Source organism: Massilia sp. BSC265 (assembly GCF_000740675.1).
Classification (GTDB): domain Bacteria; phylum Pseudomonadota; class Gammaproteobacteria; order Burkholderiales; family Burkholderiaceae_D; genus Telluria.
In genome coordinates this window covers 565,818-590,406 of record NZ_JPXI01000033.1, presented here as the reverse complement: position 1 = coordinate 590,406, position 24,589 = coordinate 565,818, and the positions used below count along the sequence as shown (strand labels likewise).

Here is a 24,589-nt window from a genome sequence, read left to right as displayed (position 1 = left end):
TGAGGGACGGGCGCGCTTCGGAGCGAGGCCTCGGTCCGGAAAACGCGCATGATACCAGTTTGGCTACAGCCGAGGCACGCGCGTCCTCAAGCCGCTCGGCTAGTGCGCCGCCATTTCGCGCATCTTGCGCCGGAGCAGGCGTTCGCGGCGCGCCTCCTCCTGCCAGTCCTCGCGCAGCGCCCGCCACAGCGCGATGACCATCAGCACGATCACCAGCGCGAAGGGCAGGGCGAACAGGATGGTGGCCGTCTGTACGGCGTTGATGCCGCCCGCCAGCAGCAGGCTGATCGCGATGCCGGCGATCAGGATGCCCCAGACCAGCTTGGTTCGGCTGGATGGATTCGGGTTGCCGCCCTGGCTCATCATGCCCAGTACCAGCACGGCCGAGTCGCCGGAGGTGATGAAGAAGACCACCACCAGCAGGGTGGCGACCACCGACATGATCTGGCCGAAGGGCATGGCGTCGAACAGCGCGAACAGCGCCGTTGCCAGGTCCGCCTTGACGGCCTCTGCCAGCGGGACGTGCTGCCAGATCTCCAGGTAGAGCGCGGTGCCGCCGAAGATCGAGAACCAGACGAAGGCGGCGAGCGAGGGCGCCAGTACGGTGCCGAGGATGAATTCTCGAATGGTGCGGCCGCGCGAGACGCGCGCGATGAACAGGCCGACGAACGGCGACCACGAGATCCACCAGGCCCAGTAGAAGATGGTCCAGTTGCCGACCCAGTTGCTGTCGCGGAAGGGCGTCGAGCGCAGGCTCATGCGCACTAGTTCGCTGGCGTAGCTGCCCAGGGTATTGGTGAAGGTGTCGATGATGGCGACCGTGGGACCGAGCAGGAACACGGCGACGGCGAGCAGGGCCGCCACGGCCATGTTGACGTTGGAGAGCAGTTTGACGCCTTTCCCGACACCGCTCACGGCCGAGGTGATGAACAGGGCGGCGGTCACGACGATGATCGCGACTTGCGCGGCGGGGCTGATCTCGAGCCCGAACACGGCGTTCAGGCCGCTGTTGATCTGCAGCGCGCCGACGCCGAGCGAGGCGGCGACGCCGAAGGCCGTGGCCACCACCGCCAGGCCGTTGAACAGGCTAGATGCGGCGCGCACCGGGCGCCAGGGCAGGGAGCCGGTGACGGTGCTGATCAGGGCACCGCCGCCGCGCCGGTACTGGAAGAAGGAGATCGCCAGCGCGACGACGCTGTACACGGCCCAGGGGTGCACGCCCCAGTGGAAGAACACGTAGCGCATGGCGGCGTTCGCCGCTTCCGGTGTGCCGGCTGCAATGCCGGGCGGCGGCGTGACGTAGTGGGACACCGGTTCGGCCACGCCCCAGAACACCAGGCCGATGCCCATGCCGGCCGCGAACAGCATGGCGAACCAGCTGCCGACCGAGAAGTCGGGTTCGTCATCCTCGCCGCCCAGCTTGAGGTTGCCGTAGCGGCTGAAGGCGACGTAAGCGGCAAACATCACCAGGGCAAGTACCACCCACAGGTAGAGCCAGCCGAAGTTGCGGGTCAGCGAAGCGAGCATGGCGGCGAAGACGCCGGCCATGTTGTCCGGGGCGATGATGCCCCATAACACGATCAAAAAGATAAAGCCCGCAGAGCAGAGCATTTGCATGAGTTCTCCTTGTTAGGCATGCAAGGGCGCGGGCCTGCGGGCGCCATCGGTGATCCGGAGCGAAGCCGCGGGCGGGGCGGGCGGGAAAGTGGCCTGGGTGTGAGGCTGCCCGGCTTCACCAGCCACCCTTGCACGTTGACGGATAGCCTGCATGGCAGGCGGTCAGCAAGGGCCGGCCGCGCCGCGAACGCTCGCCTGCGCTGTGGCCTCTACTGGCGAGAGGGATGTTGACGCTGGCCCTTGGCCAGCAGGTCAGGAGTGTAACATACAATGCATTGGCACAAATGTTTTATCAAAACTGTACTGCCGCTGAGATAGTTGATTCGTGAATGGCTTTTATCATGGATCTCAATTTGCTTTCTATCTCAAAGCGCGCATACTGGAGTCATTCGATAGCGATTACAGGAAACGACATCATGGCTACCATCATCCATTTCATCCGCAGCCTCTTCCTTACCCCGGCCCCCATCGCCGCCCACAATAGCGGCGCCGATCTTTGGTCGCTCTACCAGCTGAGCCGCGGCCGCGAGTCGGTATCGCCCGCCGTGCTGCGCAAGCTGGCCGAGGCCGCGGCAGCGAAGTAAGCTGTTTTCAGGCAGCCCGTGAGCTGCCTTCAATATCAAGCCCTGCCGCGTGCAGGGCTTTTTGTTATCCATGAAAGTTACCGGGACTGCTGGAAGGTGAGACCCGGATGGGAATGTGTGAAATGGCAGCGGCGGGTAGACGATCCTGCCGCATCGAGCCCGTGCCTTGCGCAGGGCCCGTTCATGTCATGAGGACGCACGCGCACGGCGTCACTGCATCGTGATCACTTCGTCGCCTTCCTTCGGCTCGCAGGCAGCGCCCAGCGGTTCCCAGCCGCGGCGCACCACGATGCGATCCTGGGTATGGCACAGCTCGACACGTTTCGCCTGTGGCGCCCGGCGCTGCACGAAGGCTTCGATCGAGGCCGGCACGCTTGTGTGCAGCGCGAGCGCATGCAGGTCGTCCTCCGGGTGGTCGTTCATGTGAACCAGCGGCACGAACTGCCCGGCAAACATCAGCCAGTGCGAAGGAATCCGGACCGGGCCGGCGGTATAGCCCTGCGCGCGCAACCAGCCCTGTGCGTCTTCGCGCGCATGCGCGCCCCCCCAGGCGCCGGCGAGCAGCTCGGCCACCCAGCCGTTGCAGTTCTGGTAGCGGGTGCCGTAGGCATAGGCGTTGGCGCTGTACTCCCCGCCCAGCAGGGCCAGGGCGAGCCGCTTGTCGAGTGCGGCGCCTTCGAGCAGGGCGGCGTCTTCGCTGGGGGGGAAGACCAGCGAGATATGGCCGCGCGTGGGCGCGTCGGCCCCCAGTGCGAAGCCGGCGATGCCCTGGTCGAACAGGCGTGGGCGCGCCTCATCGCAGGCGTAATAGAGCTGGCGCACCGCCCAGGGACCGCCGGGGTTGTCGCGCAAGGCGACGCCGGCATGCGAATACAGCTGGCCGAAGCGGCTCAGGTCGAGGCCGGCGCGTGCGATGAGGGCGACGCGCGCGCCGGAGCGCTCCAGCTCGGTCTTGACCACGCCGGCGAAGCGCAGCACGCGGTCCTGCTCGGCGGCGCCGATGTCGATCGACTGCTGGCAGAAGGTCGGCAGTCCGGCCTGCGCGGCCGCGCTCGCGGCCAGCAGGAGCGCGGCCGCGGCGAACTTGCTGTACATGCTTGTTGACTTGTTAGATGGTGACCTTGCGCGAAGCGAGGTCGCGGTACCAGTCGTCCTGCAGGGCCAGGAAGAAGGAGCGCTTGGTGTCGGCGTGGGCGAACTCGAAGCCGTACACGCGTTCGTTGACCTGCACCAGTTCGCCCTTGCCGACGCCGCGTTCGGCCAGCGCGCGGTTCGGCACGTCGAGGGTGAACTCGCGCGCCGCACCGGCGGCCACCGCGCGCAGGGTCATGCGGGTGGTGTCGGACTTGCCCGGGGCCTGGGCGATGTCGATCACGCGGTACTCGCCGGCGGCCACGCGGTCTTCGCCGCCCGAGCTGTTGCTGGAAGCGCCGATCGAATCGGAAATGCTGCCGGACGAGGCCGAGCCCGCGCTGGAGGCGGACGAGGTGAAGCTGGTGGCGTGGACAGGGACGGCGCAGGCAGCAACAGCGGCGGCCAGGCACAGCGCGCGCGACAGGGTGGTGAAGGTCATAAGAATCTCTCGATGATGAGCGGTAAAACGGGAATGACGGCTATGGTACAAGTGCCGCCAACTGTTGAGAAGGCGCACCGCCGGGATTTCTGTAAGTTCTTGTAATAGCCAACAGAGTCGTTGGCTTTGTGTCATCGGCTTGTCAAAAGCGCCAGCCATACTCGCCGGATTATTTCATTCCTCGAGAAAGGCTGTCCCGTATGGCCCAGCTTGCAGCCATTGCCGCCGCCGGTGAACGCCACGCGGCCGAGTCCGATGCCGCTGCCGAAGCCAGGCACGCCGCCCTGCTCGGCACGATGCGCGTCCAGCGCATCCAGGATTTCCTGTTCCATAAGTTCACGATGCTGTTCGCCGCCCTGGTGATGCTGGTCCTGGCCGGCATCCTCGTCTCGCTCACGCTCGGCGCCTGGCCGGCCTTGCGCGAATTCGGCCCGCACTTCGTCGCACGCGCCGAATGGGATCCGGTAGGCCTGCAGTTCGGCGCCCTGATCGCGATCTGGGGCACGCTGGCGACGTCGCTGATCGCGCTGGCGATCGCCTTTCCGGTCAGCTTCGGCATCGCGCTCTTCCTCACCGAGATCTGCCCGACCTGGCTGCGCCGGCCGATGGGCATGGCGGTCGAGCTGCTGGCCGGTGTGCCCTCGATTATCTATGGCATGTGGGGCTTCTTCTACTTTGCGCCCCTGTTCGCGGACCACGTGCAGCCGCTGCTGGCGGGCACGCTCGGCCAGCTGCCCGTGATCGGCGCGCTCTTCGGCGGTCCGATCACCGGCATCGGCATCCTGACCGCGGGCGTGATCCTGTCCGTGATGATCATTCCCTTCATCGCCTCGGTGATGCGCGATGTGTTCGAGATCGTGCCTCCGGTGCTGAAGGAATCGGCCTATGGCCTCGGCTGCACCAAATGGGAAGTGGTGCGCCGCGTGGTGCTGCCTTACACCCGCACCGGCGTGGTGGGCGGCGTGATGCTGGGACTGGGGCGGGCGCTGGGCGAAACCATGGCGGTGACCTTCGTCATCGGCAATTCGCACCAGCTGTCCTGGTCCCTGTTCGCTGCGGGGAATTCGATCTCGTCCACCTTGGCCAACGAGTTCAATGAAGCGGAGAAGGCCCTGCACGTCTCGTCCCTGTACGCCCTGGGCCTGATCCTGTTCGCGATCACCTTCGTGGTGCTGGCGGCTGCCAAGCTGATGCTCATCCGGATGGCGCGCCAGGAAGGTGCCAAGTAGAGCAGGGGCAGCGCCGGAAAAATTTCCGGATCCGGCGTAGCATTGTCTGTTCCTTATTCTTCCAGAGGATGCCGACAATGACACAAGCGCCCAACCAGCGGGTCCTGCTCGCTTCCCGTCCCGACGGACTGCCACGTCCGGAAAACTTCCGGATCGTGGAGGAGCCGGTCCCCGTTCCCGCCGAGGGCCAGCTGCTGCTCGAGACCCTGTACCTGTCGCTCGACCCTTACATGCGCGGCAGGATGGATGATGCGAAGTCGTATGCGAAGCCGGTCGCGATCGGCGGCGTCATGGAAGGCGGCACTGTCGCCCGCGTGCTCGCATCGCGGCATGCGGACTACGCGGTGGACGACATCGTGCTGTCGCACTCGGGCTGGCAGCGCTATGCGCTGTCGGATGGCACCGACCTGCGCAAGCTGGACCCGATGGCGGCGCCGCCCAGCACGGCGCTTGGCGTGCTGGGCATGCCGGGCTTTACCGCCTGGGCGGGCCTGCTGCAGATCGGCCGTCCGGTGCCGGGGGAAACCGTGGTGGTGGCCGCGGCGAGCGGTGCGGTCGGCTCGGCGGTGGGGCAGATCGCCCGCATCCGGGGCGCGCGTGCGGTCGGTATTGCGGGCGGTCCCGACAAATGCGCCTTCGTGCGTGACGAGTTGGGATTCGATGCCGTGGTCGACCACCGTGCGCCCGACTTCGCGCAGCAGCTGGAAAGGGCCTGTCCGCGTGGCATCGATGTCTATTTCGAGAACGTCGGCGGCAAGGTCTGGGATGCAGTGTTCCCGCTGCTGAACGAGTTTGCAAGGGTGCCGGTCTGCGGCCTGATTGCCCAATACAACGAATTGCCGCAAGCAATGCCCGGACCCGACCGGCTGGCCCTGGTCATGCGCGAGGTACTGAAGAAGAGCCTGAGCATTCGCGGCTTCATTCAGCGCGAGTTCGCCGGCCTGCGGCCCGCTTTCCTGCAGGAAGCGCAGGAATGGGTGCGCGATGGCCGCCTGCGCTACCGCGAGGACATCGTCGACGGCCTGGACCGCGCGCCGGCAGCCTTCATCGACCTGCTGCAGGGGAGAAACTTCGGCAAGCTGCTGGTCAGGGTCGCGCAGTAGGGACCTCAAGAGCGTCTGACAACACCCTCAAGGCAAGACGATGCAACAGCAATGAGCGTGTTGTGAGGCGCTCTAAAAAAGGAAAGCGAACAGGCCGCCGTAGGTCAGCACGGCCAGCACGATGGCCAGCACGATGCCCAGCAGGGGATACAGGTTGAGCCTGGATTTTTCCTTCCTGCGCCGGACGCGTTTGCCGGTTTCCTGAACCTGCCTGATGATGTTCATGTCTGGCTTGCGACCTGAATGTCGCCCTCAAGCTCAAAGATAGGTTCGGCGGTGGGATTTGCAAGCGTGCTGCGCAAACTTCAGACAGATCGATGCACGGCAGGACGAAATTCTTTCCGCTTGTGCACGCTAGCGTACAGAAGGCCGCGTTTGAAGGGCACATACTGGGCATCTCACATTTGTGACGAGCCCCTGCCGCCTCAGAGATACCATGCTGCCGACTTTCGTGACCCTGGTTGCCGTGATCGTCCTTGCGACGCTGCTGCCCCTGTTGCGATGTACCGGGTGGTGGATACGCGACCTCGATTTTCCGCGCCTGCAACTGGCCATCCTCTCGCTCACCGTGCTGGTCGGGCAGTTCGTGTTCCTCGACTGGCGCGACAGCAGTTTCCACCTGTTGCTGGTGGCCAATGTCGCCTGCCTGGCCTACCAGGCCTGGTGGATCATTCCGTACACCAGAGCCTACCCCCATGAAGTGAAGAATGCAGTGGTCGGCGGGACGAACCGCCAGTTCCGTATCCTGACCGCCAATGTACTGATGCCGAACCGGAATGCAGAAGGATTGATCGCCCTGATCCGGCAGCACCAGCCCGATATCTTCGTCACCCTGGAAACGAACATGTGGTGGCAAGAAAAACTGGATGTGCTCGAAGAAGACTATCCGCATGCGCTGAAATGCCCGCTAGAAAACTTATACGGCATGCACGTGTATTCGCGGCTGCCCTTGAAAGACAGCGCCATCCAGTTCCTGGTCGAGGACGACATCCCGTCGATCCATACCCTGGTCATCCTGCCGTCCGGAAATAAAGTGCGCATGCACTTCCTGCATCCGACGCCGCCCAGCCCGACCGAACACATGGAATCCACCCAGCGCGACGCCGAGCTGCTGGTAGTTGCCAAGAGCGTGGCCGAAGCCGGCCTGGAGACGCCGGTGATCGTCGCGGGCGACCTGAACGACGTGGCGTGGTCGACCACGACGCGGCTGTTCCGCAAGATCAGCGGTTTGCTCGATCCGCGCATCGGGCGCGGCATGTTCAATACCTTCCATGCCGGCTTCTGGTTCGCCCGCTGGCCGCTCGACCATTTGTTCCACAGCGAGCATTTCACGCTGTCGCATATCGAACGCCTGCCTTACTTCGGCTCGGACCATTTCCCGATGCTGATCGAGCTCAGCTATGACAGCGCCCGCGGCGCCGACCAGGAGGGACTGGTTGCGGACGAGGAAGACCACGCGCTGGCGGACGAGAAGATCGCCGCCGAGGATGTTGAAGTCTCGGACGTGCACGAGCCCCAGGCCTGAGACAGCCCGGAGACGGCGCCTGGTCAGGCGGTCGACGCCCCGCTCACGAGGGCCTGGGCATACATCCCGAAATCATCCAGCCCGCGCTTGATGATGGTTACCAGGGCCGGCAGCGGCGCTTCCTGGTAATCCCATTCTGCGCGGCAGAATTCGCCGGTGCGCTTGAGGTCTTCGGCCAGCGTGGGCGTGATCCAGCCGTGTTCGGCCAGCAGGGTGATGACTTCGCGCTCGTCGTGCGGCAGGCCGAGCCGGGCATTGCCGATCACGTAGTCGCCCATCTCGATGGCGGCTTCCCAGGCGCGGATCACGTTGAGGGTGGCCGCATCCTGGCGCGTAAGGTCGCTGACGAAGGTGGTCGGGTCCTTTTCGTATTCCTCGCGTGCGCGCCGGCAGCAGCGTTCGATGGTGCCGGCCTTGTGTACCAGGATGTCGTCGTCCATTACGTCTCCTAAATCAGGAACAGTGCCGCCGCCACGCAGGTCGGCGCCAGCGCCCCCAGGAACAGCCCGCCCATGCCGATCGAGCCGTCCTCGAAGCCTTCACGCAGCAGCGCGGCGCCGGCCGGGTTCGGGGCGTTGGCGATGACGGTCAGGCCGCCGCCGCCGACCGCGCCGGCCACCAGCATGTACTTGGCGTGGTCGGACAGGCCCTCGATCAGGGAACCGAGGTAGGTCAGTGCCGCATTATCGGTGATTGCCGTCAGGGCCAGCGCGCCGAAGAACAGCGCGGTCGGCTCCAGGCTGGACACCAGCGGCTGCAGCCACCATTGCTGCATGCCGCCCAGCACCACCAGCCCGGCCAGGAAGAAGCCGACCAGCAGGCCTTCCTTGATGATCAGGCGCGACTGGTGTTTCGGATAGGCCTGGGTATAGCCGAGGAAGAGCAGGAACAGGCCCATGAACAGCACCGGATGGTGGGCCAGCAGCACCACGCCCGCCAGCAGAAGCAGGTGGACGATGGAAACGATCCACGGCAGGTGCACGTCCTCGACCACGTTCCCCGGCGTCAGGTGCCGGCGCAGCAGCAGGGTGATGACGGTCGCGTTGAAGATCACCGCAATCGCGGCGCGCCAGCCGAAGGTCGACGCCATGAAGGCGCTGTCCCAGCCCCAGGTGCTGGCCACCATCAGCACCGGCGGCGCGGCATAGGAGGTGAGGGTGCCGCCGATCGAGACGTTGACGAACAGGACGCCGATCGCGCCGTACTTGAGCCATTCGGGAATACCGGACCGGAACACCTGCGGTGCCAGCATCAGGGCGGCCAGCGTCATCGCGGCGGGCTCGGTGATCAGGGAGCCTGCCAGCGGCACCAGCGCCAGCCCGAGCCAGCACAGGGCTACCTCGGTGCGCACCGGGGTCAGCCGGGCCAGCAGGGCCAGCAGGTCGCGCACGGCGTCGAGCACCGGCTGCGAAGCCGCGATCACCATGACCACGAACACGAACAGCGGTTCGGTGTACTGGCGCGATTCGACATAGCTGATGGCCGTGGCGCCGTCCGCCAGCAGGGCCATGCCGAGGACCAGCACGAAGGCCCAGAAGCCGAACACGACTTCGACTTCGCCCAGCAGGTGGAACAGCCCGGCATGGCGCGGGTGGCGCTTGGCTAGTGAGTGAAACAGTTTGGTAGAAAAGGTATGGACGAGGGCGATCGCGAACAGGATGGCGCCGGTGAGCTGGAGCGTATTCACTGGCAGGCTCCGTGGCGTGGGTGAGACAGATTGATCATTGTCTGGATGGATATGGACAAACCAGCATTATTCCATGATTCGGGCTTGCAGCCCGGTTTTCCAGGCAGAGCACACCTTTAACTTCTGTCAATACCAATCACCTGACTGGTATGGCCGAAGAATACATCTTGCCAAATCCGGACTCAGCGAGTACTGTACGTTTATACAGTATTTTCCTGCCAATCCATATGAACTGCTCATCTACCGCAGGGGCTTCCCCTATGGCAGCGCCAGAGGCTTTGCACCCTTCGTTCTGGCGTGCCTCGCAGCTGGCACGCTCCGGCACGCGCTGCGTCGACCCCAGGCATGCCGCACTCTCGTTCCAGCTGCCCGACGGCGGCTGGCCCGTCGGTACCCTGGTCGAGTTGCTGCAACAGCAGCATGGCATCGACGAAATGCGCCTGCTGCGTCCGTATGGACATACAGTATTGTGAGGTTGATATGTTGTCTGAGATCCGTTCGACGCCGGAGTCGATTCATCCGTCGCTATGGCGCGCCTCGCAGCTCGGTCGTTCGAGCACGCGTTGTGTTGACACCGGCCATCCTGTCTTGTCTGCCCAGTTGCCGGGAGGAGGATGGCCAACGGGTAGCATGGTTGAGCTGCATTTACGCCAGTCCGGTACAGGCGAGTTGAGGCTTCTGCAACCCGCACTGGCAGCAGCCGGTAAACGCCGGGTAATGATGATTCAGCCGCCACATGTTCCAAATTCGATCGCATTGGCTGCCATGGGATTGAATCCGTCACAAGTCACCTGGGTACAGCCCGATCGCACAGCTGACGCCCTCTGGGCTGCCGAACAAGTTCTCCGAAACGGCGGATGTCATGCTCTTTTGTTTTGGCCAGGCCACATTCGAAATGAGAGCCTGCGGCGCTTGAGCTTGGCGGCTGCCGACGGAGAGAGCCTTTTCTTTTTGTTCCGTCCGCTCGCAGCAGCGCATGATCCTTCGCCTGCGCCGCTTCGGCTCGGGGTTCGACCGGCGCGCGGGGGGGTCGAGATCGATTTCCTGAAACGTCGGGGGCCACAGCGCGAAACTGCACTGTTCCTACCCTTGTCTCCCTCCTTTGTTCATCGCCATGCGCCTGTGGATCGGACTACATCTACCCCAGCTTCCACTCGAGGTCTTCGAACCGAGCTGGTCGAGTGACAGCGTTACGGTTGTTCTCGAGCGAGAGAAAGTTCTAACGATGTCGCGCGGCGCGCGCATGGCGGGCATCCGGCCCGCGATGCGACGCGGTGGTGTGTTAATGCTGGCACCGGATGCCCGGGTCCATGAACGTACCGCTGCACGGGAAGAAGCTGCGCTACAGGCTGTGGCCATGGCAATGCTGCAATACACGCCACAAGTGACGCTCGCGGAAGAGTCGACGCTGTTGCTGGATATCGGCGCGAGCTTGCGGCTATTCGGTGGCATCCAATCGTTATGCAGGCGCGTTCGCGCCGATCTTCGAGGTCTGGGGTTTACTGGGAAGTTAAGCTGCGCTCCAACCGCGCGGGCAGCGTGGATGCTCGCGCGCGCTGGCGGCGGCCGCGTGTTAAAGCAACAGTCATCAGAGCGCGTGCTGTATCGTCTTCCAGTCATGGTTCTGCCAGCGGCGAGGCCCTTTGCTAGCTGGTTTGAAGGAATTGGCTGCGATACGATCGGCGATGTGCGACGGTTGCCGCGCCCGGGCCTTCAGCGCCGATGCGGGGGGGCATTGCTCGAATTCCTTGATTGCGCATTCGGCAGCCTTCCTGAGGTGTTCGAGTGGATCGAGGCGCCGACGAAGTTCGAAGCAAGGATGGAGCTGTTTGATCGCATCGAGGATGCCGACCTGCTGCTGGCCGGCGCGCAGCGCCTGGTTCTGCAGCTGATCGGCTGGCTGTGTGCGATGCAGCTTGCCGTCAAAGGCATCATGCTCAAGCTGGAACACGAACGCGGCCGTGTCGCGCGTGCGCCGACCGAGGTCGAGATCCTCCTGGCCGAGCCGGCCTGGCAGAGCGATCACATCGTGCGTTTGCTGAAAGAACGACTCGGAAAACTGGTGCTGGAAGCTCCAGTGATCGGGTTGACGCTCCATACGACCCAGCTGCAACCAATGGAACCTCCCACCGAGTCGCTCTTTCCTGAGCCAGGCGGCACTGAGGAAGACCAGATGCGCATGATCGAGCTGCTCGTAGCGCGCCTGGGCGAGGATAAGGTTCGCCAGGTGAAGCCTGTGGCGGATTACCGGCCCGAGGTTGCCAACACGTGGGTTCCCATCCAGGAGAAGGTGCGGGAGGCGATGATTACCGATCAGCTGCCGCCGAACCTGAGCAGCATTCTCCGGCCGACTTGGCTGCTGGTGAAGCCGATTCCGCTGCTCATACAAAACCACAGGCCCTTCTATGGCTCGCCGCTACGAATGGTGGCGGGTCCGGAGCGTGTCGAAGCCGGGTGGTGGGGGGACACCGCCGCCAGGGATTACTGGATTGCGGAAGGGCAGGAACACGCCTTGTACTGGGTCTATCGGGAACGGGTTGCTAGATCTGGCGACGACCCGGAACCACGCTGGTTTCTTCACGGGCTGTTTGGGTAGCGAATGCAGCCGGCTTCCCCCGCCTTGCTCGCTCATCGCGCATCTTGATCCGCGCAATGGGATTTCTATTCTTTTGCACTCGGCTTTCACTGGCCGGGGAGCGGGCGTTCAGGCTGCATAAAGATTGCGATCAGGATCGATCTGGCAAAGGAGTCGACAGAAATCTGGCCGTCTCAGATTGCATCAACCATGCTCTTGAACTGCCGTAGACGATCCTGGTTCACGCAGTAGCAAACCCGCTGTACGTCTGAAGAGCCTTCGATGAGACCGGCTTCTTTCAGGATCGTGACATGTTGCGAGATCGTGGACGGGGCGAGCGGCAGGACATCGGCCAAGCTTCCGAAATAGCATTCGCCGTAATCGATCAGGTGTCTCAGCAACTGTACGCGCGCCGGATGCGACAAGGCCTTGCACATGCGTGCCAGGTCATCGATATCGATTTCAACGGAAGGCTCGTTCGACGGGCCGGAAGCACAGCAGGACTTTGTCATTGGATTCATTCGTAGTTGGCGAATGGAGAATAGGTGTCAACGCGTATGCTTGTCAAAAGCTTTTGCAGGCGACAGTTGGCATTCTACGCTCACCGCCCGCAAGTAAAACGCGAGCGAGGCGACGGACAGGGCTAGTAGCAGGCCTAGCAGCATGGTCGTTCCTCCTTCGTCGCGCAGCATGGCTGCCGCGGCGAACGGACCGGCAGCTTTCGACAGCAGCGCAGGGCCGGCCATGGCGCCGGAAATTGCTCCGTAATTCTCCCGGCCGAACAAGGCCTGCGGAATCGAGCCTCGCACGATGGTCAGGATGCCGTTACTCAGGCCGTACAGGACGCAGAACACCACGACGATCCAGGCCAGGGAACCACATAGCGTAAGCAGCAGCAGCGCGGCGGGCAGCATTGCGAACGTCAGCGTGCCGACCGTTTGCGGAGCCGTATTTCGTGCAAGCGTCATTTCTCCCACACGGCCGGCTACCTGCATCGGGCCGATCAGTGCAGCCAACAAGATGGCCATTGACGTGCTGTGGCCCAGGCGCTCCAGCAGCGGAATCAGGTGGATCGCCATTGCCGAGAAAATGAAAGTGTTGAGTGAAAATGCCGATGCCAGTGCCCAGAACGCAGGATGGCGTAATGCTTCAGCCAGCGTGTAAGCCCTGGCTGCGTGGTTAACAGTCTCATGGCGTTTCCGCACAGGATCTGCACCGAGCCATAGATGCAGCGGCATGCAGATGGCGAGCTGAATGACCCCATACCACAGGTAGGTATCGCGCCAGCCGAGCATGGTAGCGAGCGTGGCTGTGAGCGGCCAGAAAAGCGTGCTGGCAAAGCCGCCAAACAGCGTCAGCGTTGAAATCGCCTGCCTCGATCCGGTCTCAAGCTTGCGATTGATCGTTGCGAAAGCAGCTTCGTACAGGGTCAACGCCATCGCAATGCCGATGAGGGTCCATCCACAATAGAAGGAAAATACGCCGGTAGAGCTGCTAAGCCAGGCCAATCCAATCGCACATACGAGCGAGCCCGTCGCCATCACATAGCGGCCGCCGTAGCGGTCGAGCAGCACGCCTGCTGGTGTCGCTACCAGTCCGGCAACAAGCAGGCTCCAGGAGAATGCACCGAATACCAGCTCGGGCGAGAGGCCAAGATCACGCTGGATCCCCGGTGCCAGAATGGTGAAAGCATAGTACAGCGAGCCCCAGGAGACGATCTGGGTGACGGCGAGGATGCCAATGGTTTTCGACGGTTTTTGCATGCGTGGCTCCGGGAGGAAGCCGCCGGCTTGGGCCGGCGGCGGGATCATGCGTCAAGCGCAGCAGCTTGCTGCGGCAGGCTTGCTGCAGCCGCAGGTGCCGTCCGGAGACGGCGCCGGCACGCAGCAGGAAGCGGCGACAGCTGCCGGCACATTGCAGCAGGAGCTTGCCCGGTCCTCCGGGCTCTCGTACGCCAGACGCGTATTGCAGACACCCGTTTCCGGCAGGTCGAGTTGCACGTCGTCAGCCGCTGCCATGTCCCCCACCAGGGCGGCAACGATCGAACGCACCTGTTCGTAGCCAGTCGCTAACAGGAAGTTGGGAGCGCGGCCGTAGCTCTTTGCGCCGACGGCGTAATAGCCGGATTCCGGATGCGCCAGTTCTCGGTGCCCGTGGGGGCGGACCGTGCCACAGCTGTGCTCGTTCGGGTCGATCAGTGGTGCCAGAGCATCGGTACTCTCGAGCCATGGATCATGACGCACACGCAATTCCCTGGTGAGCTCCAGGTCTGGCCGGGCGCCGGCAGCGCAGATGATGCGGTCGATATTGTCGAGCGTAGGCACTTCACCGTCAACTGCCTCTCCGATCACACGAATCTTTCCGCCAACCTCGGTGAGCTGCTCGATCCGGAAATTCTGACGCATTTCCAGCCCTCCCGAGTCACGCAAAGCCTTCAGGCGCATCCCCAGTTGCCCCCGCGCCTTGAGACCATCGGCTTCCCCGCCGCCGAATACACGCGTCAACCGGCTGCCGCGGGTGGCCCAGACGATACTGGTACCCGGGTGCTCCTGAGCCAACTGGGCAAGCGCAAGCAAGCTGCCTGCGGCGGAATGCCCCGCACCCACGACCATCACCTTCTTGCCGGCGTAGCGTTCACGTCCCGAGCCGAGCACGTCGGGCATGCCGTAGTCGATTCGCGCGGCAAGCTCTGTTTCACCAAGCGCAGGAATGCCGTCCGCCCCCAGCGGGTTCTGGTGCGACCACGTCCCCGTGGCATCGATCACAGAACTGGCCACGAACTGCCGTGGCCCGGCCGGCGTATCGACACGGATGAGGAAAGGGGCGTTCTCACGACCCTTTGTCTTGACCTTGTCGACCCCGCGTCGCGTGATAGCGGTAACGCGATGCTCGAGCAGCAGATGCGAGGCGATCGCGGGGATCGACGCCAACGGAGAAAGGTAGCGATCGACGACTTCACCAGCACTTGGCAGATCTTCACCTGCAGGCTCGGTCCACGCGTGGTTGAGAAGGAGCCGGCGGGCAGCCTTGTCCACGTTGTATTGCCACGGCGAGAACAGGCGAACGTGACGATAGGTTGCGAGATTGGCGCCTACCTCGGCACCAGCTTCGAAGATCAAGGGCGTCAGGCCGCGCTCGATCAGATGGGCTGCTGCGGCAAGCCCGACCGGGCCCGCGCCAAGCACTGCAACTGGCAGATTCTGTACGTTTTCATTCTTCATGTTGCTCTCCTTAGTAGTCAGCCGGTCAAATCGTTCCAGGTTCGTTATTCGTGAAACGACGAATATGTGAATACCGATCAGGCATGCATGCGTGAGACTGGCGGAACTCGCCAATGCGGGAACCGACCTGCCCTCTATTCGTTGTTCGACGAATATAGAATACCTCGTATGTCATCAAACGGTCAAGAAACTTCGATATATTTCGAATAGTCGTATGAATAACCCGCTTGGCTGGAGGCCTCGATGACCAACCACGACACATTCAATGTGCTCTTCCTTTGTACCGGCAATTCGTCGCGCAGCATCATTGCCGAGGCGATCCTCAACGCGATCGGTGCTGGCCGGTTCCGTGCGTACAGCGCCGGGAGCCATCCAACCGGTTCTGTTCATCCCTTGGCAGTGGAGGCCATCGAGCGCCTTCGCTTCCCTGCTCGTGACCTACGCAGCAAGAGCTGGGATGAATTTGCCGTTGCCGATGCACCCCACATGCACTTCGTGATCACGGTATGTGACAAGGCTGCCGGGGAAGTCTGCCCAAGCTGGCCTGGACACCCCATCACGGCCCACTGGAGTGTCGAAGATCCCGCGACATTTGTCGGCGGCGAGCAGGAGCAGCGGCAACTGTTCGGCAAGGTGTGCCGCGAGATCAAGAACCGCTTGGATATCTTCGCGATGCTGCCGTTTGAAAAGCTTTCGCGCATGGCGATCGAGGAAGAGCTAAGCGCGATCGCCCGCCCCGATGCAAGCCCTGAAAACCCTCGCTTTGGCGGCTGAACGATGACAGGCAAGGACTACAGCGTTCTCTTCCTTTGCACCGGCAATTCGTCGCGCAGCATCATGTCGGAAGCACTGTTGACGGTGCTGGGCAAGGGGCGGTTCAAAGCATATTCCGCAGGGAGCCGTCCGGCTGGTGTCGTCAATCCTTTTGCAATCGAACAAATACGACGCTTCGATTCAGGCTTCCCGGTGGCGCTGATGCACAGCAAGGGCTGGCTCGAATTTGCGCAACCTGGCGCAAAGCCCATGGATTTCATCATCACCGTATGCGACAGCGCAGCGGGAGAGGCGTGCCCGCATTGGCCGGGGCATCCCACGACGGCGCACTGGGGCTACCCGGATCCGGCGCAAGTTTCTGGTAACGACCGGGAAAAGCAGGAAGCTTTCGGGCAAGTCTTCGAACAGATCAGAAAGCGCGTCGAGCAGTTCGTTTCATTGCCCCTGGACTGGCTGGAGGACGATGCCGTACGCCGGGAAGCCGTCCGTGCCATCGCCGCGCAGAAGTTATGACGCAGTTCCCAAGCAGGCTGCGGACCCAGGCACTTGCCGCAATGATCTCAATTCGAATATACTAGAAATATCAAACAAAAGGGTGAGCGTTATGGAAACCAAACTGGCAATCGCAGCCTTGGCCGCATTGGCCCAAGAGTCGCGGCTCGCCACATACCGTCTGCTGGTCCAGGCAGGCCCGGCCGGGCTGCCGGCCTCCAGGATCGCCGAGGCGCTCGGCGTGCCGCCGTCATCGCTCTCTTTCCACCTCAAGGAGCTGTCACACGCTGGCTTGGTGGTCCCGCGACAGGACGGGCGTTTCATCATCTATTCCGCACATTTCGACACGATGAATGCCTTGCTGGGCTTTCTCACCGATAACTGCTGTGGCGGCAATCCCTGTACGCCAGTTAGCAATGCTTCCTGCGATAGCGCCGTGGCCGGCGCCACAACCTGATCCACTTTTTTGACCAAAGGTTCTCCGTGAACGTACTTTTCCTCTGCACTGGCAACTCCTGCCGCTCGCTCATCAGTGAAGCAGTGTTCAACCACCTGGCCCCTGCAGGCTGGCATGCGATCAGCGCCGGCAGCCAGCCGACCGGCAAGCTGAACGACAAGGCGCTCGCCCTGCTGGCAAGCAAAGGCATCTCGACCGAGGGCTACCACAGCAAATCCTGGGACAAGCTGCCTGTCACGCCAGACGTGGTCGTGACCGTGTGCGCAAGCGCAGCCGGTGAAACCTGCCCGGCCTATCTCGGCCCGGTTCTCCGTACGCACTGGGGCGTAGAGGATCCGAGCCATGTCGTCGGCACGGAAGAGGACATCAACACCGCATTCGAAAAAGCCTACGCCACGCTGCGTGCACGGATCGAGGCTTTCCTCGCGCTGCCGCTGGAAACGCTGAAAAGCGACCGGGACCGATTCAAGGCGGAGCTCGACCGGATCGGGCATATCGGCGCCTGAACGCGGCAGTCTGATGATGGCCGGGCAAGTACCCGGCCTTTTTCATGGTGAAACCACCTCCCTTCAAAGGAATCCTGTGCTGATCGCTTCTCTCATTTTTCTGGCAACCCTCACGTTCGTCATCTGGCAGCCACGCGGCCTCGGCATCGGCTGGAGCGCGTCCGCCGGTGCGGTAGTGGCCCTTCTGGCCGGCGTCATCCAGATGAGCGACATCCCCGTCGTCTGGAACATCGTCTGGAACGCCACTGGCGCCTTCGTCGCCGTCATCATCATCAGCCTGCTGCTGGACAAGGCTGGCTTCTTCGAGTGGGCCGCCCTGCACGTAGCGCGCTGGGGCAAGGGCAATGGCCGGCGCCTGTTCATCCTGCTCGTCCTGCTGGGTGCGGCGGTTGCCGCGCTGTTTGCCAATGACGGCGCCGCGCTGATCCTGACGCCGATCGTCATTGCGATGCTCGTCGCCCTGCGATTTTCTGCACGCGCTACACTGGCTTTCGTGATGGCTGCCGGCTTTATCGCCGACACTGCCAGCCTGCCGCTGGTGGTGTCCAACCTTGTCAATATCGTTTCGGCCGACTACTTCGGCATCACGTTTGCGCGCTACGCCGCGGTCATGGTGCCGGTCAACCTGGTGTCGGTGGCCGCCACGCTCGCGGCCCTGGTCTGGTTCTTCCGCAAGGACATCCCGGCCGACTACGACCTGGCCCAGCTCAGGCGTCCGGAAGAAGCGATCCATGACCGCGCCACCTTCGTCACCGGCTGGTGGGTGCTGGTGATGCTGCTGGTCGGCTTCTTCTGGCTGGACGACGTCGGCATCCCGATCAGCGCCGTCGCCGCGGTGGGTGCAGTCTTGCTCCTGGCAGTGGCCGCACGGGGCCACCGGATCTCCACGCGTGAGGTGCTGCGCGGTGCGCCATGGCAGGTTGTCGTGTTTTCACTGGGGATGTATCTGGTGGTCTACGGGCTGCGCAACGCCGGCCTGACCGATTACCTGACGGCGCTGCTGGAGCGCTGTGCCGACTACGGCGTGTGGGGTGCGGCGCTCGGCACCGGGTTCATCACGGCTATCCTGTCGTCCATCATGAATAACATGCCGACCGTGCTGGTGGGTGCGCTGGCGATCGATGCCACGGCCACTACCGGCGTGGTGCGTGAAGCGATGGTGTATGCCAACGTGATCGGCGCCGATCTGGGGCCGAAGATCACTCCGATCGGCAGCCTGGCGACGCTGCTGTGGCTGCATGTGCTGTCGGCGAAGAGTATCCAGATCTCGTGGGGATACTACTTCCGTGTGGGTATCCTGCTGACCTTGCCGATCCTGTTCGTTACCTTGTGCGCGCTTGCCGTGCGCCTGAGCTAAAAAGGAGTCATCATGGATGTCACGATTTTCCATCACCCTGCATGCGGCACTTCGCGCAATACACTCGGCCTGATTCGCAATGCCGGGATTGAACCGACCGTTGTCGAGTACCTGAGCAATCCGCCAGATCGCGCGACCCTGGTCGACATGATCCAGCGTGCCGGGCTGTCCGTGCGCGACGCCATTCGGGAGAAAAATACGCCTTTCCTCGAGCTCGGCCTGGACCACCCGGCCGTGACGGACGAGCAGCTGCTCGACGCAATGCTTGCCCAACCGATCCTGATCAATCGCCCGTTCGTCGTCACGCCGCTCGGTGTGCGGCTGTGCCGTCCGTCGGAAGTCGTGCTCGACATCCTCCCGGCGCAGCAGCAGGGCGCCTTTACAAAAGAAGACGGCGAGCCTGTCGTCGACGCCGAAGGAAAGCGAATCAAATGAACAAGATCTCGAATCTCCCCAATATCAACCCTGAACTGCTGGACCAGCCGACGCTGGAGAAGCTCGCGCAAGCCGGCGACATGAGCCATCCGCCGCGCATCCTCATGCTGTATGGTTCGCTGCGCGAGCGCTCCTTCAGCCGCTTCCTGACCTACGAGGCCGCCCGTATCCTGGAACACTTCGGCGCCGAGGTAAGGATCTTCGATCCCATGGATCTGCCCATGGTCGGCAGCGTGCCCGAGACGCACCCGAAGGTGGTCGAGCTGCGCGAGTTGTGCCTGTGGTCGGAAGGCCAGGTGTGGTGCAGCCCGGAGCGGCATGGCGCGGTCACGGCCGTGATGAAGAACCAGATCGACTGGATTCCGCTGGAGATGGGTGCGATACGTCCAAGCCAGGGCCGCACACTGGCAGTGATGCAGGTGTGCGGCGGGTCGCAGTCGTTCAATGTCGTGAACACCTTGCGCCTCCTGGGCCGGTGGATGCGCATGTTCACGATTCCGAACCAGTCCTCGGTTCCGATGGCCTACAAGGAGTTCGACGATGATGGCCGTATGCGTCCGTCTGCCTACTACGATCGCGTGGTCGACGTGATGGAGGAGCTGTTCAAGGTCACGCTGCTGATGCGTGGACGGGCTGACTACCTGACGGACCGTTACAGCGAACGTCATGAAAAAGCGCTGAAAGCCATCAACCGTCAGATCGAGAAACTATGAGGTGACTGCGAGCGACAAGGGCGGCCGAGCAGGCGCTGCGCAGCGGCAGTTGCGGCGCGCTGCCGTTCTGGACCGGCAGGCGAAGACGGGGAAAAGGAATTTTCCAGGCAGTCCGAGGGCGGCGTGCAGCGCTAACCGGGCGCTTCTTTTGGCGCGCTTGGGCGATACTGGCGGCACGCGCGGCCTCTCCGGCTGCGTTTGCGACTAACAATTCCACTCCATGGAGGCTGAGTGTCCGGCTTGATGAACAGCCGCTGGTGCAGTGACAAGGGGCCGCCTGGATTTCCGTCCGGCAGTATGCAGGCGGGCGGGCAGGATGCGCGGGCACAGGTGGGAGGGGTGCGCAAGGTATTGGTCGTCGACGACGAGGCCGATGTCGCGGACCTGGCCGAGATGTTGTTGTCGGCCCACGGCATGGACGCCATCGTTGCCTATTCGGGCGCCGCAGCCCTCGACATGCTGGCGACCCACCCCGACATCGACGCCGTCATTTCCGACGTCATGATGCCGGGCATGAATGGACTCGAACTGGCCGAGCGGATCACCAGCAGCTACCCGGCGGTCAAGATCATCCTGGCGTCCGGCTACATGGCGCCGTCCATGTTCAATGGGCAGCCGCTCAAGCAGCTCTTCATTGCCAAACCCTACCGGATCGACCAGCTCCTCCGGCTGTTGCGTACCTGACACGCGTCAGGCCAGCATGACACGTGTCAGGTGCAGCTGGCGGCGCACCACATAACCCAGCGATTCGTAGAGGGCGATGGCTCCCGTGTTGCTGGGATAGACATGCAGGAAGGGCTGGTGACCCTGCGCCAGGATGCGGCGCGTGCGCTCGGCCAGCAAGTGGCGGGCATACGCCTTGCCGCGGTGCTCGGGATGGACGCACACCGCGCTCACCTCGACCGCGCCATGCGGGCGCATCCGTTCCCCCGTCATCGCCGCCAGCCGGCCGCCTTCGCGGATGCCGAGGAATTCGCCCAGCTCGTGGGTGCGCTGCGCGAACGGCCCCGGATTGGTCAGCCCGGCCAGCGCACGCATGGCGCCGGCATCCGCCTCGCCCAGCACCGCGAACGGCAGCGTGCCAGGTGCCGGTGCGCGCGTGGCCACCATCTGCAGGACCGGGTCGAGCGGCGTCAGCGTCAGTCCGGACAGCTGCGCAGGCGACTGGGGGGGCGCATCAAGCGTGACCAGCATGGCCGCCTCGCCGGGCAGCAGCAGCGCCGCCAGCGCCTTCCAGGCTGCGCAACGGTCGCCGCCGAGTGTGTCGCCGGCGACTGCCGCGAAGGGACCGATCTCGCGCGGATAGCGCTTCGCCAGCGGCCCGCCGACGGCCAGGTGACGGTGACCACCTTCGAGGGCCGACCAGACCGGCCGGTCGAGGCTGGCATGCAGGGCAGGGGACAGGGACATGGTGTTCATCCTCTCGTTGTCGACAGCGAATGATAGCGCCGTCCGCTAGTGCCGGCAGCGGCATGGTATTGTCGCGGGCCGAGAACCTTCAGCAACCGGACGAGGAAACGATGGACACGAAAGAGATGGATTACAGCGAACTGCTGTTTGCCTACCATGTGCGCGAACTGGCGATGAAGCGCCTGGTGCACGAGACGCCCGAAGGCTTGACGGCCGAGGCTGCGACCCAGTACATGTTCGAACGCTTCGAACCCACCGTCCTCGGCGTGGTGCGCGAGCTGCAGAACGTGGCCACAATGATCCGCAACGCGGGGCCCGGCACAGCCGCCTAGGACCTATTCGCTGACCTTGCCGCGCAAGGCCTTGACCCGCCCGCTGCGCGCCTTGGCGTCGAGCCGCCGCAGCTGCGATCCGCGCGTCGGCCGGGTAGGGCGGCGTATCTCGGGGACGGTGGAGGCCTGGTCGACCAGCGCCTGCAGGCGCTGCAGCGCATCCAGCTTGTTCTGCTCGAGGCTGCGCGAAGCCTGCGCCTTGAGGACGATCACGCCGTCCTGCGTGATGCGGGCGTCGCGCAGCGCCAGCAGGCGCTCCTTGACCGCCGGCGGCAGTGACGAGGCGGCCACGTCGAAGCGCGCGTGCACCGCACACGAGACCTTGTTCACGTTCTGTCCGCCCGGGCCCTGGGCCCGGATCGCGCTGAATTCGACTTCCGCCGGATCGATGACTGCCATTGTTTTCCTTTGCCGCGGCCGCCGGCCACATCGTGCATTGTAAGGGAAGGGCAGGGACTGCCGGATCAGACTTGCCGCACGACATAGCGCTGGCGTGCGGCCCTCCGGCTGATTGCTGCGCTATCATGTATTTACGTCTGTTCACTGCATGCCGCGTGCACGAAGCGCGGCCATCCAGGAGGAGCTTTGAACCTGTCGCCCCTGCCCCTTGCCGTGTTCGTCGTCGATGCGGCAGGCACCGTCACGAGCTGGAACAAGGCCTGCGAAAAACTGGCCGGCTATGGCGCCGGCGAGATCCAGGGCCTGACCCTCGAGCGCATCGTCGAGTTCGATGACCCGCCGGGCGCGAAGCCCCGCATGGCGGCACGCGCCGACGCCGAGAACGAAGGGGTGCTCAAGACCGCCGACGGCCGGCGCCTGCCGGTGCGCATCACGGTGGCGCCGCAGTCCTTCGACACCGAGGCGGCCGGCACCTTCAGCGTCATCCTGATTCCGCGCAGCGGCCAGTTCCCGGCGCGCTACGCCCTGATCCAGGACCTGCCGGTGGCCGACATCCTCGAGGCGCTGCCCACCGTGTTCTACGTGATCGACCGGAGCGGCCACCTGCTGCTGTGGAACCGCCTGCTGGAAGACGCGCTCGAGATGGATGCCGAGGAGCTGCCCACCTCCAACGTCAAGTACTTCTTCGACGAAAAGGAACGGCCCTTCATCGTCGACAAGATCCTCAATGCCTTCGAAGGCGGCGGCTCCACGCACGAGGCGGAACTGGTCGGCAAGCACGGCAAGCGCAAGCCCTACCTGTTCCGCTGCTCGCTCGCCCACCTGGGCAATGTACCGGTCGTGTTCGGCACCGGCATGGACATCACGGCCCGCAAGCAGGCCGAACTCGGCCTGCGGGTACGCGAGCGCGCCATCTACTCGAGCCTGAACGCCATCGTCATCACCCATTGCGAGGAGGGCGAGCACCGCATCGAATACGTCAACCCGGCCTTCGAATGCATCACCGGCTACACGCTGGCCGAGATCAAAGGCCTCGATCCGCGCTTCATGGCCATCCCGGGTTGCGACGAAGACGAGCGCAGCCGGGTCCGCGACGCGCTCAAGCGCAAGGAAAGCGTGCGCGCGGTCCTGCGCAACACGCGCAAGAACGGCGAGGTGTTCTGGAACGACCTGCGCATCGACCCGGTGTCCAACGGCGACGGCGAGATCACGCATTTCGTCGGGGTCATCAACGATATCACCGAGGCCCGCCACTACGAGCGCCGCCTGCACCACCTGGCCCACCACGACCCGCTCACCGGCCTGGCCAACCGCACCCTGCTGCAGGACCGCCTGCGCCAGGCCATCGACTGGGCGCAGCGCGACGGCTTCATGGTCGCGCTGGCCTTCCTCGACCTCGACAACTTCAAGCACATCAACGACAACTTCGGCCATGACGCCGGCGATACGGTGCTGCGCGAAGTCGCCTTGCGCCTGCGCGAGAGCATGCGCGAAGACGACACCATCGCGCGCATGGGCGGTGACGAATTCGTCCTCGTCATCTGCAATCCGGCCAGCCACGAGCAGGTCGCGGAACTGATCGAGCGCATCCGCCGCAGCGTGATGGCGCCGGTCCGCGTGAAGGACCAGGACATCCTGCCGGGCGCCAGCATCGGCGTCAGCCTGTTCCCCGAGGACGGCGACAGTCCCGAGAAGATGATGCGCGCGGCCGACGCCGCCATGTACCACGCCAAGACCCTCGGCAAGAACAACTTCCAGTTCTATTCCACCGAGCTGAACCAGGTCGTGCACGAGCACCTGATGCTGGAGGCGAACCTGAGCCGCGCGATCCGCGAGCACGAAATGGTCCTCGACTACCAGCCGAAGGTCGACCTGCGCAGCGGCAAGGTGGTGGGGGCCGAGGCCCTGGTGCGCTGGCGCCATCCGGTCGACGGGATGATTCCGCCCGACCGCTTCATCCCGGTGGCCGAGGAAACCGGCCTGATCGTGCCGCTGGGAGAATGGGTCATCGACGAGGCCTGCAGCGCGCTCAAGGCAATGGCAGCACTCGGCTTGACGGACTTCGTCATCGCGGTCAACCTGTCGGCGCGCCAGCTGCGCCAGCGCCAGTTCGCCGACCGCCTCGGCGCAACCCTGCGTCGCCACGGCATCGATCCGGCCAAGCTCGAGCTCGAGGTCACCGAAAGCCAGCTGATGGACCGTCCGGAAGAAGCACTGGAGGCGCTGGCCCAGCTCAAGGCGATCGGCGTGCGCCTGTCGATCGACGATTTCGGCACCGGCTACTCGAGCCTGAGCCACCTGCAGAAATTCCCCGTCGATTACATCAAGATCGACCGCTCCTTCCTGGGCGACGTCGGCCACGACGGCCACCTCGTGATCACGCGCGCCATCATCGCGCTCGGCCACAACCTCAAGCTCAAGGTGATCGCCGAAGGCGTCGAGACGCGCGAGCAGATCGCCTTCCTGCGCGAGCACGACTGCGACCAGATGCAGGGGTATTACTTCAGTCCGGCGTTGCCGCGCGTGACGCTGCAGGAGATGGTGGCCAAGGATACACGCCTGCCGGATTGAGGCCGGAAGAAAACTCTCCCGAATGGCAG

The 24,589-nt window shown here is 63.7% G+C and carries 28 protein-coding genes; 17 read left to right on the top strand and 11 right to left on the bottom strand.

The features are described 5' to 3' along the window. Positions 1-99: 99 nt before the first annotated feature. The gene (locus tag MA09_RS14830) at positions 100-1,617 is read right to left on the bottom strand and encodes a BCCT family transporter (protein ID WP_036249774.1); all 1,518 of its coding nucleotides are present in this window, start codon (positions 1,615-1,617) and stop codon (positions 100-102) included. Positions 1,618-2,033: 416 nt separating this feature from the next. Here MA09_RS14830 and MA09_RS24870 point away from each other — a divergent pair, with 416 nt between their 5' ends. Further along, the gene (locus MA09_RS24870; RefSeq protein WP_161783225.1) at positions 2,034-2,201 is read left to right on the top strand and encodes a hypothetical protein; all 168 of its coding nucleotides are present in this window, start codon (positions 2,034-2,036) and stop codon (positions 2,199-2,201) included. A 210-nt stretch (positions 2,202-2,411) separates the two neighbouring features. Here the strand turns inward: MA09_RS24870 and MA09_RS14825 are convergent, their stop codons facing one another. Together MA09_RS14825 and MA09_RS14820 are read right to left on the bottom strand one after the other, a co-directional pair. Further along, positions 2,412-3,296 (bottom strand): DUF2145 domain-containing protein, encoded by an 885-nt coding sequence (locus MA09_RS14825; RefSeq protein WP_036249766.1) that lies wholly within the window; start codon positions 3,294-3,296, stop codon positions 2,412-2,414. 13 nt (positions 3,297-3,309) lie between these two features. Then, positions 3,310-3,774 (bottom strand): hypothetical protein, encoded by a 465-nt coding sequence (locus tag MA09_RS14820; RefSeq protein ID WP_036249761.1) that lies wholly within the window; start codon positions 3,772-3,774, stop codon positions 3,310-3,312. Positions 3,775-4,070: 296 nt separating this feature from the next. Here MA09_RS14820 and pstC point away from each other — a divergent pair, with 296 nt between their 5' ends. Then, positions 4,071-5,003 carry a phosphate ABC transporter permease subunit PstC gene (gene pstC, locus MA09_RS14815; RefSeq protein WP_229440734.1) on the top strand — a complete coding sequence of 311 codons (933 nt, stop codon included), beginning with the start codon at positions 4,071-4,073 and terminating at the stop codon, positions 5,001-5,003. A 77-nt stretch (positions 5,004-5,080) separates the two neighbouring features. Beyond that, positions 5,081-6,106 (top strand): NADP-dependent oxidoreductase, encoded by a 1,026-nt coding sequence (locus MA09_RS14810; RefSeq protein ID WP_036249759.1) that lies wholly within the window; start codon positions 5,081-5,083, stop codon positions 6,104-6,106. Positions 6,107-6,178: 72 nt separating this feature from the next. Here the strand turns inward: MA09_RS14810 and MA09_RS24865 are convergent, their stop codons facing one another. Further along, positions 6,179-6,331, bottom strand: a complete 153-nt coding sequence (locus MA09_RS24865; RefSeq protein ID WP_161783224.1) for a hypothetical protein — start codon at positions 6,329-6,331, stop codon at positions 6,179-6,181. 211 nt (positions 6,332-6,542) lie between these two features. On the opposite strand from MA09_RS24865, the gene MA09_RS14805 reads away from it, so the two are divergent. Then, on the top strand, positions 6,543-7,631 hold the full coding sequence (locus MA09_RS14805) for an endonuclease/exonuclease/phosphatase family protein (RefSeq protein WP_036249758.1): 1,089 nt from the start codon (positions 6,543-6,545) through the stop codon (positions 7,629-7,631). A gap of 23 nt (positions 7,632-7,654) precedes the next feature. On the opposite strand, the gene MA09_RS14800 is transcribed toward MA09_RS14805, so the two are convergent. Both MA09_RS14800 and MA09_RS14795 read right to left on the bottom strand, forming a co-directional pair. Beyond that, complete coding sequence (locus MA09_RS14800; protein ID WP_036249755.1) at positions 7,655-8,071, bottom strand: DUF86 domain-containing protein; 417 nt, start codon at positions 8,069-8,071, stop codon at positions 7,655-7,657. An 8-nt stretch (positions 8,072-8,079) separates the two neighbouring features. After that, complete coding sequence (locus tag MA09_RS14795) at positions 8,080-9,318, bottom strand: putative Na+/H+ antiporter (protein WP_036249752.1); 1,239 nt, start codon at positions 9,316-9,318, stop codon at positions 8,080-8,082. Positions 9,319-9,578: 260 nt separating this feature from the next. On the opposite strand from MA09_RS14795, the gene MA09_RS14790 reads away from it, so the two are divergent. The 3 genes from MA09_RS14790 to MA09_RS14780 are packed head-to-tail and all read left to right on the top strand — an operon-like array spanning position 9,579 to position 11,914. After that, positions 9,579-9,791: a hypothetical protein gene (locus tag MA09_RS14790; RefSeq protein ID WP_200883070.1), complete on the top strand. Its 213-nt coding sequence runs from the start codon at positions 9,579-9,581 to the stop codon at positions 9,789-9,791. A 7-nt stretch (positions 9,792-9,798) separates the two neighbouring features. Beyond that, positions 9,799-10,503 (top strand): translesion DNA synthesis-associated protein ImuA, encoded by a 705-nt coding sequence (gene imuA / locus MA09_RS24185; protein WP_081897617.1) that lies wholly within the window; start codon positions 9,799-9,801, stop codon positions 10,501-10,503. Further along, positions 10,433-11,914, top strand: a complete 1,482-nt coding sequence (locus tag MA09_RS14780) for a DNA polymerase Y family protein (RefSeq protein ID WP_036250175.1) — start codon at positions 10,433-10,435, stop codon at positions 11,912-11,914. Before imuA ends, MA09_RS14780 begins: the two co-directional genes overlap by 71 nt. A gap of 173 nt (positions 11,915-12,087) precedes the next feature. Here MA09_RS14780 and MA09_RS14775 read toward each other — a convergent pair whose 3' ends face one another. Genes MA09_RS14775 through MA09_RS14765 form a run of 3 tightly spaced genes read right to left on the bottom strand, consistent with a single transcriptional unit; the run spans position 12,088 to position 15,114 of the window. Next, positions 12,088-12,405, bottom strand: a complete 318-nt coding sequence (locus MA09_RS14775; RefSeq protein WP_036249748.1) for a helix-turn-helix transcriptional regulator — start codon at positions 12,403-12,405, stop codon at positions 12,088-12,090. A gap of 36 nt (positions 12,406-12,441) precedes the next feature. Beyond that, the gene (locus tag MA09_RS14770; RefSeq protein ID WP_036250172.1) at positions 12,442-13,656 is read right to left on the bottom strand and encodes an MFS transporter; all 1,215 of its coding nucleotides are present in this window, start codon (positions 13,654-13,656) and stop codon (positions 12,442-12,444) included. A 51-nt stretch (positions 13,657-13,707) separates the two neighbouring features. Then, complete coding sequence (locus MA09_RS14765) at positions 13,708-15,114, bottom strand: NAD(P)-binding domain-containing protein (protein ID WP_036249742.1); 1,407 nt, start codon at positions 15,112-15,114, stop codon at positions 13,708-13,710. Between the two features lie 243 nt (positions 15,115-15,357). Here MA09_RS14765 and MA09_RS14760 point away from each other — a divergent pair, with 243 nt between their 5' ends. The 8 genes from MA09_RS14760 (at position 15,358) to MA09_RS14725 (ending at position 20,532) form a co-directional block, all read left to right on the top strand. Beyond that, a complete protein-coding gene (locus MA09_RS14760; RefSeq protein WP_036249741.1) occupies positions 15,358-15,888 on the top strand; it encodes an arsenate reductase ArsC in 531 nt (176 codons plus the stop codon). A 3-nt stretch (positions 15,889-15,891) separates the two neighbouring features. Continuing rightward, positions 15,892-16,401: an arsenate reductase ArsC gene (locus MA09_RS14755; RefSeq protein WP_036249739.1), complete on the top strand. Its 510-nt coding sequence runs from the start codon at positions 15,892-15,894 to the stop codon at positions 16,399-16,401. Between the two features lie 91 nt (positions 16,402-16,492). Next, the gene (locus MA09_RS14750) at positions 16,493-16,837 is read left to right on the top strand and encodes a helix-turn-helix transcriptional regulator (protein WP_036249733.1); all 345 of its coding nucleotides are present in this window, start codon (positions 16,493-16,495) and stop codon (positions 16,835-16,837) included. Positions 16,838-16,863: 26 nt separating this feature from the next. Next, positions 16,864-17,343, top strand: a complete 480-nt coding sequence (locus MA09_RS14745; protein WP_036249731.1) for an arsenate reductase ArsC — start codon at positions 16,864-16,866, stop codon at positions 17,341-17,343. A gap of 76 nt (positions 17,344-17,419) precedes the next feature. Continuing rightward, positions 17,420-18,700, top strand: a complete 1,281-nt coding sequence (locus tag MA09_RS14740; protein ID WP_036249728.1) for an arsenic transporter — start codon at positions 17,420-17,422, stop codon at positions 18,698-18,700. A gap of 12 nt (positions 18,701-18,712) precedes the next feature. Beyond that, positions 18,713-19,135, top strand: a complete 423-nt coding sequence (gene arsC, locus MA09_RS14735; protein ID WP_036249725.1) for an arsenate reductase (glutaredoxin) — start codon at positions 18,713-18,715, stop codon at positions 19,133-19,135. Continuing rightward, a complete protein-coding gene (arsH, locus tag MA09_RS14730; protein WP_036249723.1) occupies positions 19,132-19,848 on the top strand; it encodes an arsenical resistance protein ArsH in 717 nt (238 codons plus the stop codon). The genes arsC and arsH overlap by 4 nt, the downstream gene beginning before the upstream one ends. A 231-nt stretch (positions 19,849-20,079) precedes the next feature. Then, positions 20,080-20,532, top strand: coding sequence for a response regulator (locus MA09_RS14725; protein WP_229440722.1), 453 nt, complete (start codon positions 20,080-20,082; stop codon positions 20,530-20,532). Positions 20,533-20,538: 6 nt separating this feature from the next. On the opposite strand, the gene MA09_RS14720 is transcribed toward MA09_RS14725, so the two are convergent. Further along, positions 20,539-21,267 carry a GNAT family N-acetyltransferase gene (locus tag MA09_RS14720; RefSeq protein ID WP_051933457.1) on the bottom strand — a complete coding sequence of 243 codons (729 nt, stop codon included), beginning with the start codon at positions 21,265-21,267 and terminating at the stop codon, positions 20,539-20,541. A gap of 101 nt (positions 21,268-21,368) precedes the next feature. On the opposite strand from MA09_RS14720, the gene MA09_RS14715 reads away from it, so the two are divergent. After that, positions 21,369-21,590 (top strand): hypothetical protein, encoded by a 222-nt coding sequence (locus MA09_RS14715; RefSeq protein ID WP_152594664.1) that lies wholly within the window; start codon positions 21,369-21,371, stop codon positions 21,588-21,590. 3 nt (positions 21,591-21,593) lie between these two features. Here MA09_RS14715 and arfB read toward each other — a convergent pair whose 3' ends face one another. After that, positions 21,594-21,989 carry an alternative ribosome rescue aminoacyl-tRNA hydrolase ArfB gene (gene arfB / locus MA09_RS14710; RefSeq protein ID WP_036249718.1) on the bottom strand — a complete coding sequence of 132 codons (396 nt, stop codon included), beginning with the start codon at positions 21,987-21,989 and terminating at the stop codon, positions 21,594-21,596. A gap of 186 nt (positions 21,990-22,175) precedes the next feature. On the opposite strand from arfB, the gene MA09_RS14705 reads away from it, so the two are divergent. Then, positions 22,176-24,560: a bifunctional diguanylate cyclase/phosphodiesterase gene (locus MA09_RS14705; RefSeq protein WP_051933456.1), complete on the top strand. Its 2,385-nt coding sequence runs from the start codon at positions 22,176-22,178 to the stop codon at positions 24,558-24,560. Positions 24,561-24,589 lie beyond the last annotated feature (29 nt).

Excerpts from the sequence above, each read along its gene's own strand:
- MA09_RS14780 (WP_036250175.1), top strand. The coding sequence starts at position 10,433 with ATGCGCCTGTGGATCGGACTACATCTACCCCAGCTTCCACTCGAGGTC.
- MA09_RS14750 (WP_036249733.1), top strand. The coding sequence starts at position 16,493 with ATGGAAACCAAACTGGCAATCGCAGCCTTGGCCGCATTGGCCCAAGAG.
- MA09_RS14800 (WP_036249755.1), bottom strand. The coding sequence starts at position 8,071 with ATGGACGACGACATCCTGGTACACAAGGCCGGCACCATCGAACGCTGC.
- MA09_RS14830 (WP_036249774.1), bottom strand. The coding sequence starts at position 1,617 with ATGCAAATGCTCTGCTCTGCGGGCTTTATCTTTTTGATCGTGTTATGG.
- MA09_RS14805 (WP_036249758.1), top strand. The coding sequence starts at position 6,543 with ATGCTGCCGACTTTCGTGACCCTGGTTGCCGTGATCGTCCTTGCGACG.
- MA09_RS14720 (WP_051933457.1), bottom strand. The coding sequence starts at position 21,267 with ATGAACACCATGTCCCTGTCCCCTGCCCTGCATGCCAGCCTCGACCGG.
- MA09_RS14825 (WP_036249766.1), bottom strand. The coding sequence starts at position 3,296 with ATGTACAGCAAGTTCGCCGCGGCCGCGCTCCTGCTGGCCGCGAGCGCG.
- MA09_RS14810 (WP_036249759.1), top strand. The coding sequence starts at position 5,081 with ATGACACAAGCGCCCAACCAGCGGGTCCTGCTCGCTTCCCGTCCCGAC.
- MA09_RS14715 (WP_152594664.1), top strand. The coding sequence starts at position 21,369 with ATGGACACGAAAGAGATGGATTACAGCGAACTGCTGTTTGCCTACCAT.
- MA09_RS14770 (WP_036250172.1), bottom strand. The coding sequence starts at position 13,656 with ATGCAAAAACCGTCGAAAACCATTGGCATCCTCGCCGTCACCCAGATC.
- MA09_RS14765 (WP_036249742.1), bottom strand. The coding sequence starts at position 15,114 with ATGAAGAATGAAAACGTACAGAATCTGCCAGTTGCAGTGCTTGGCGCG.
- arsC (WP_036249725.1), top strand. The coding sequence starts at position 18,713 with ATGGATGTCACGATTTTCCATCACCCTGCATGCGGCACTTCGCGCAAT.
- imuA (WP_081897617.1), top strand. The coding sequence starts at position 9,799 with ATGTTGTCTGAGATCCGTTCGACGCCGGAGTCGATTCATCCGTCGCTA.
- MA09_RS24870 (WP_161783225.1), top strand. The coding sequence starts at position 2,034 with ATGGCTACCATCATCCATTTCATCCGCAGCCTCTTCCTTACCCCGGCC.
- MA09_RS14775 (WP_036249748.1), bottom strand. The coding sequence starts at position 12,405 with ATGACAAAGTCCTGCTGTGCTTCCGGCCCGTCGAACGAGCCTTCCGTT.
- MA09_RS14760 (WP_036249741.1), top strand. The coding sequence starts at position 15,358 with ATGACCAACCACGACACATTCAATGTGCTCTTCCTTTGTACCGGCAAT.
- arsH (WP_036249723.1), top strand. The coding sequence starts at position 19,132 with ATGAACAAGATCTCGAATCTCCCCAATATCAACCCTGAACTGCTGGAC.
- MA09_RS14820 (WP_036249761.1), bottom strand. The coding sequence starts at position 3,774 with ATGACCTTCACCACCCTGTCGCGCGCGCTGTGCCTGGCCGCCGCTGTT.
- MA09_RS14790 (WP_200883070.1), top strand. The coding sequence starts at position 9,579 with ATGGCAGCGCCAGAGGCTTTGCACCCTTCGTTCTGGCGTGCCTCGCAG.
- MA09_RS14755 (WP_036249739.1), top strand. The coding sequence starts at position 15,892 with ATGACAGGCAAGGACTACAGCGTTCTCTTCCTTTGCACCGGCAATTCG.
- arfB (WP_036249718.1), bottom strand. The coding sequence starts at position 21,989 with ATGGCAGTCATCGATCCGGCGGAAGTCGAATTCAGCGCGATCCGGGCC.
- pstC (WP_229440734.1), top strand. The coding sequence starts at position 4,071 with ATGCGCGTCCAGCGCATCCAGGATTTCCTGTTCCATAAGTTCACGATG.
- MA09_RS24865 (WP_161783224.1), bottom strand. The coding sequence starts at position 6,331 with ATGAACATCATCAGGCAGGTTCAGGAAACCGGCAAACGCGTCCGGCGC.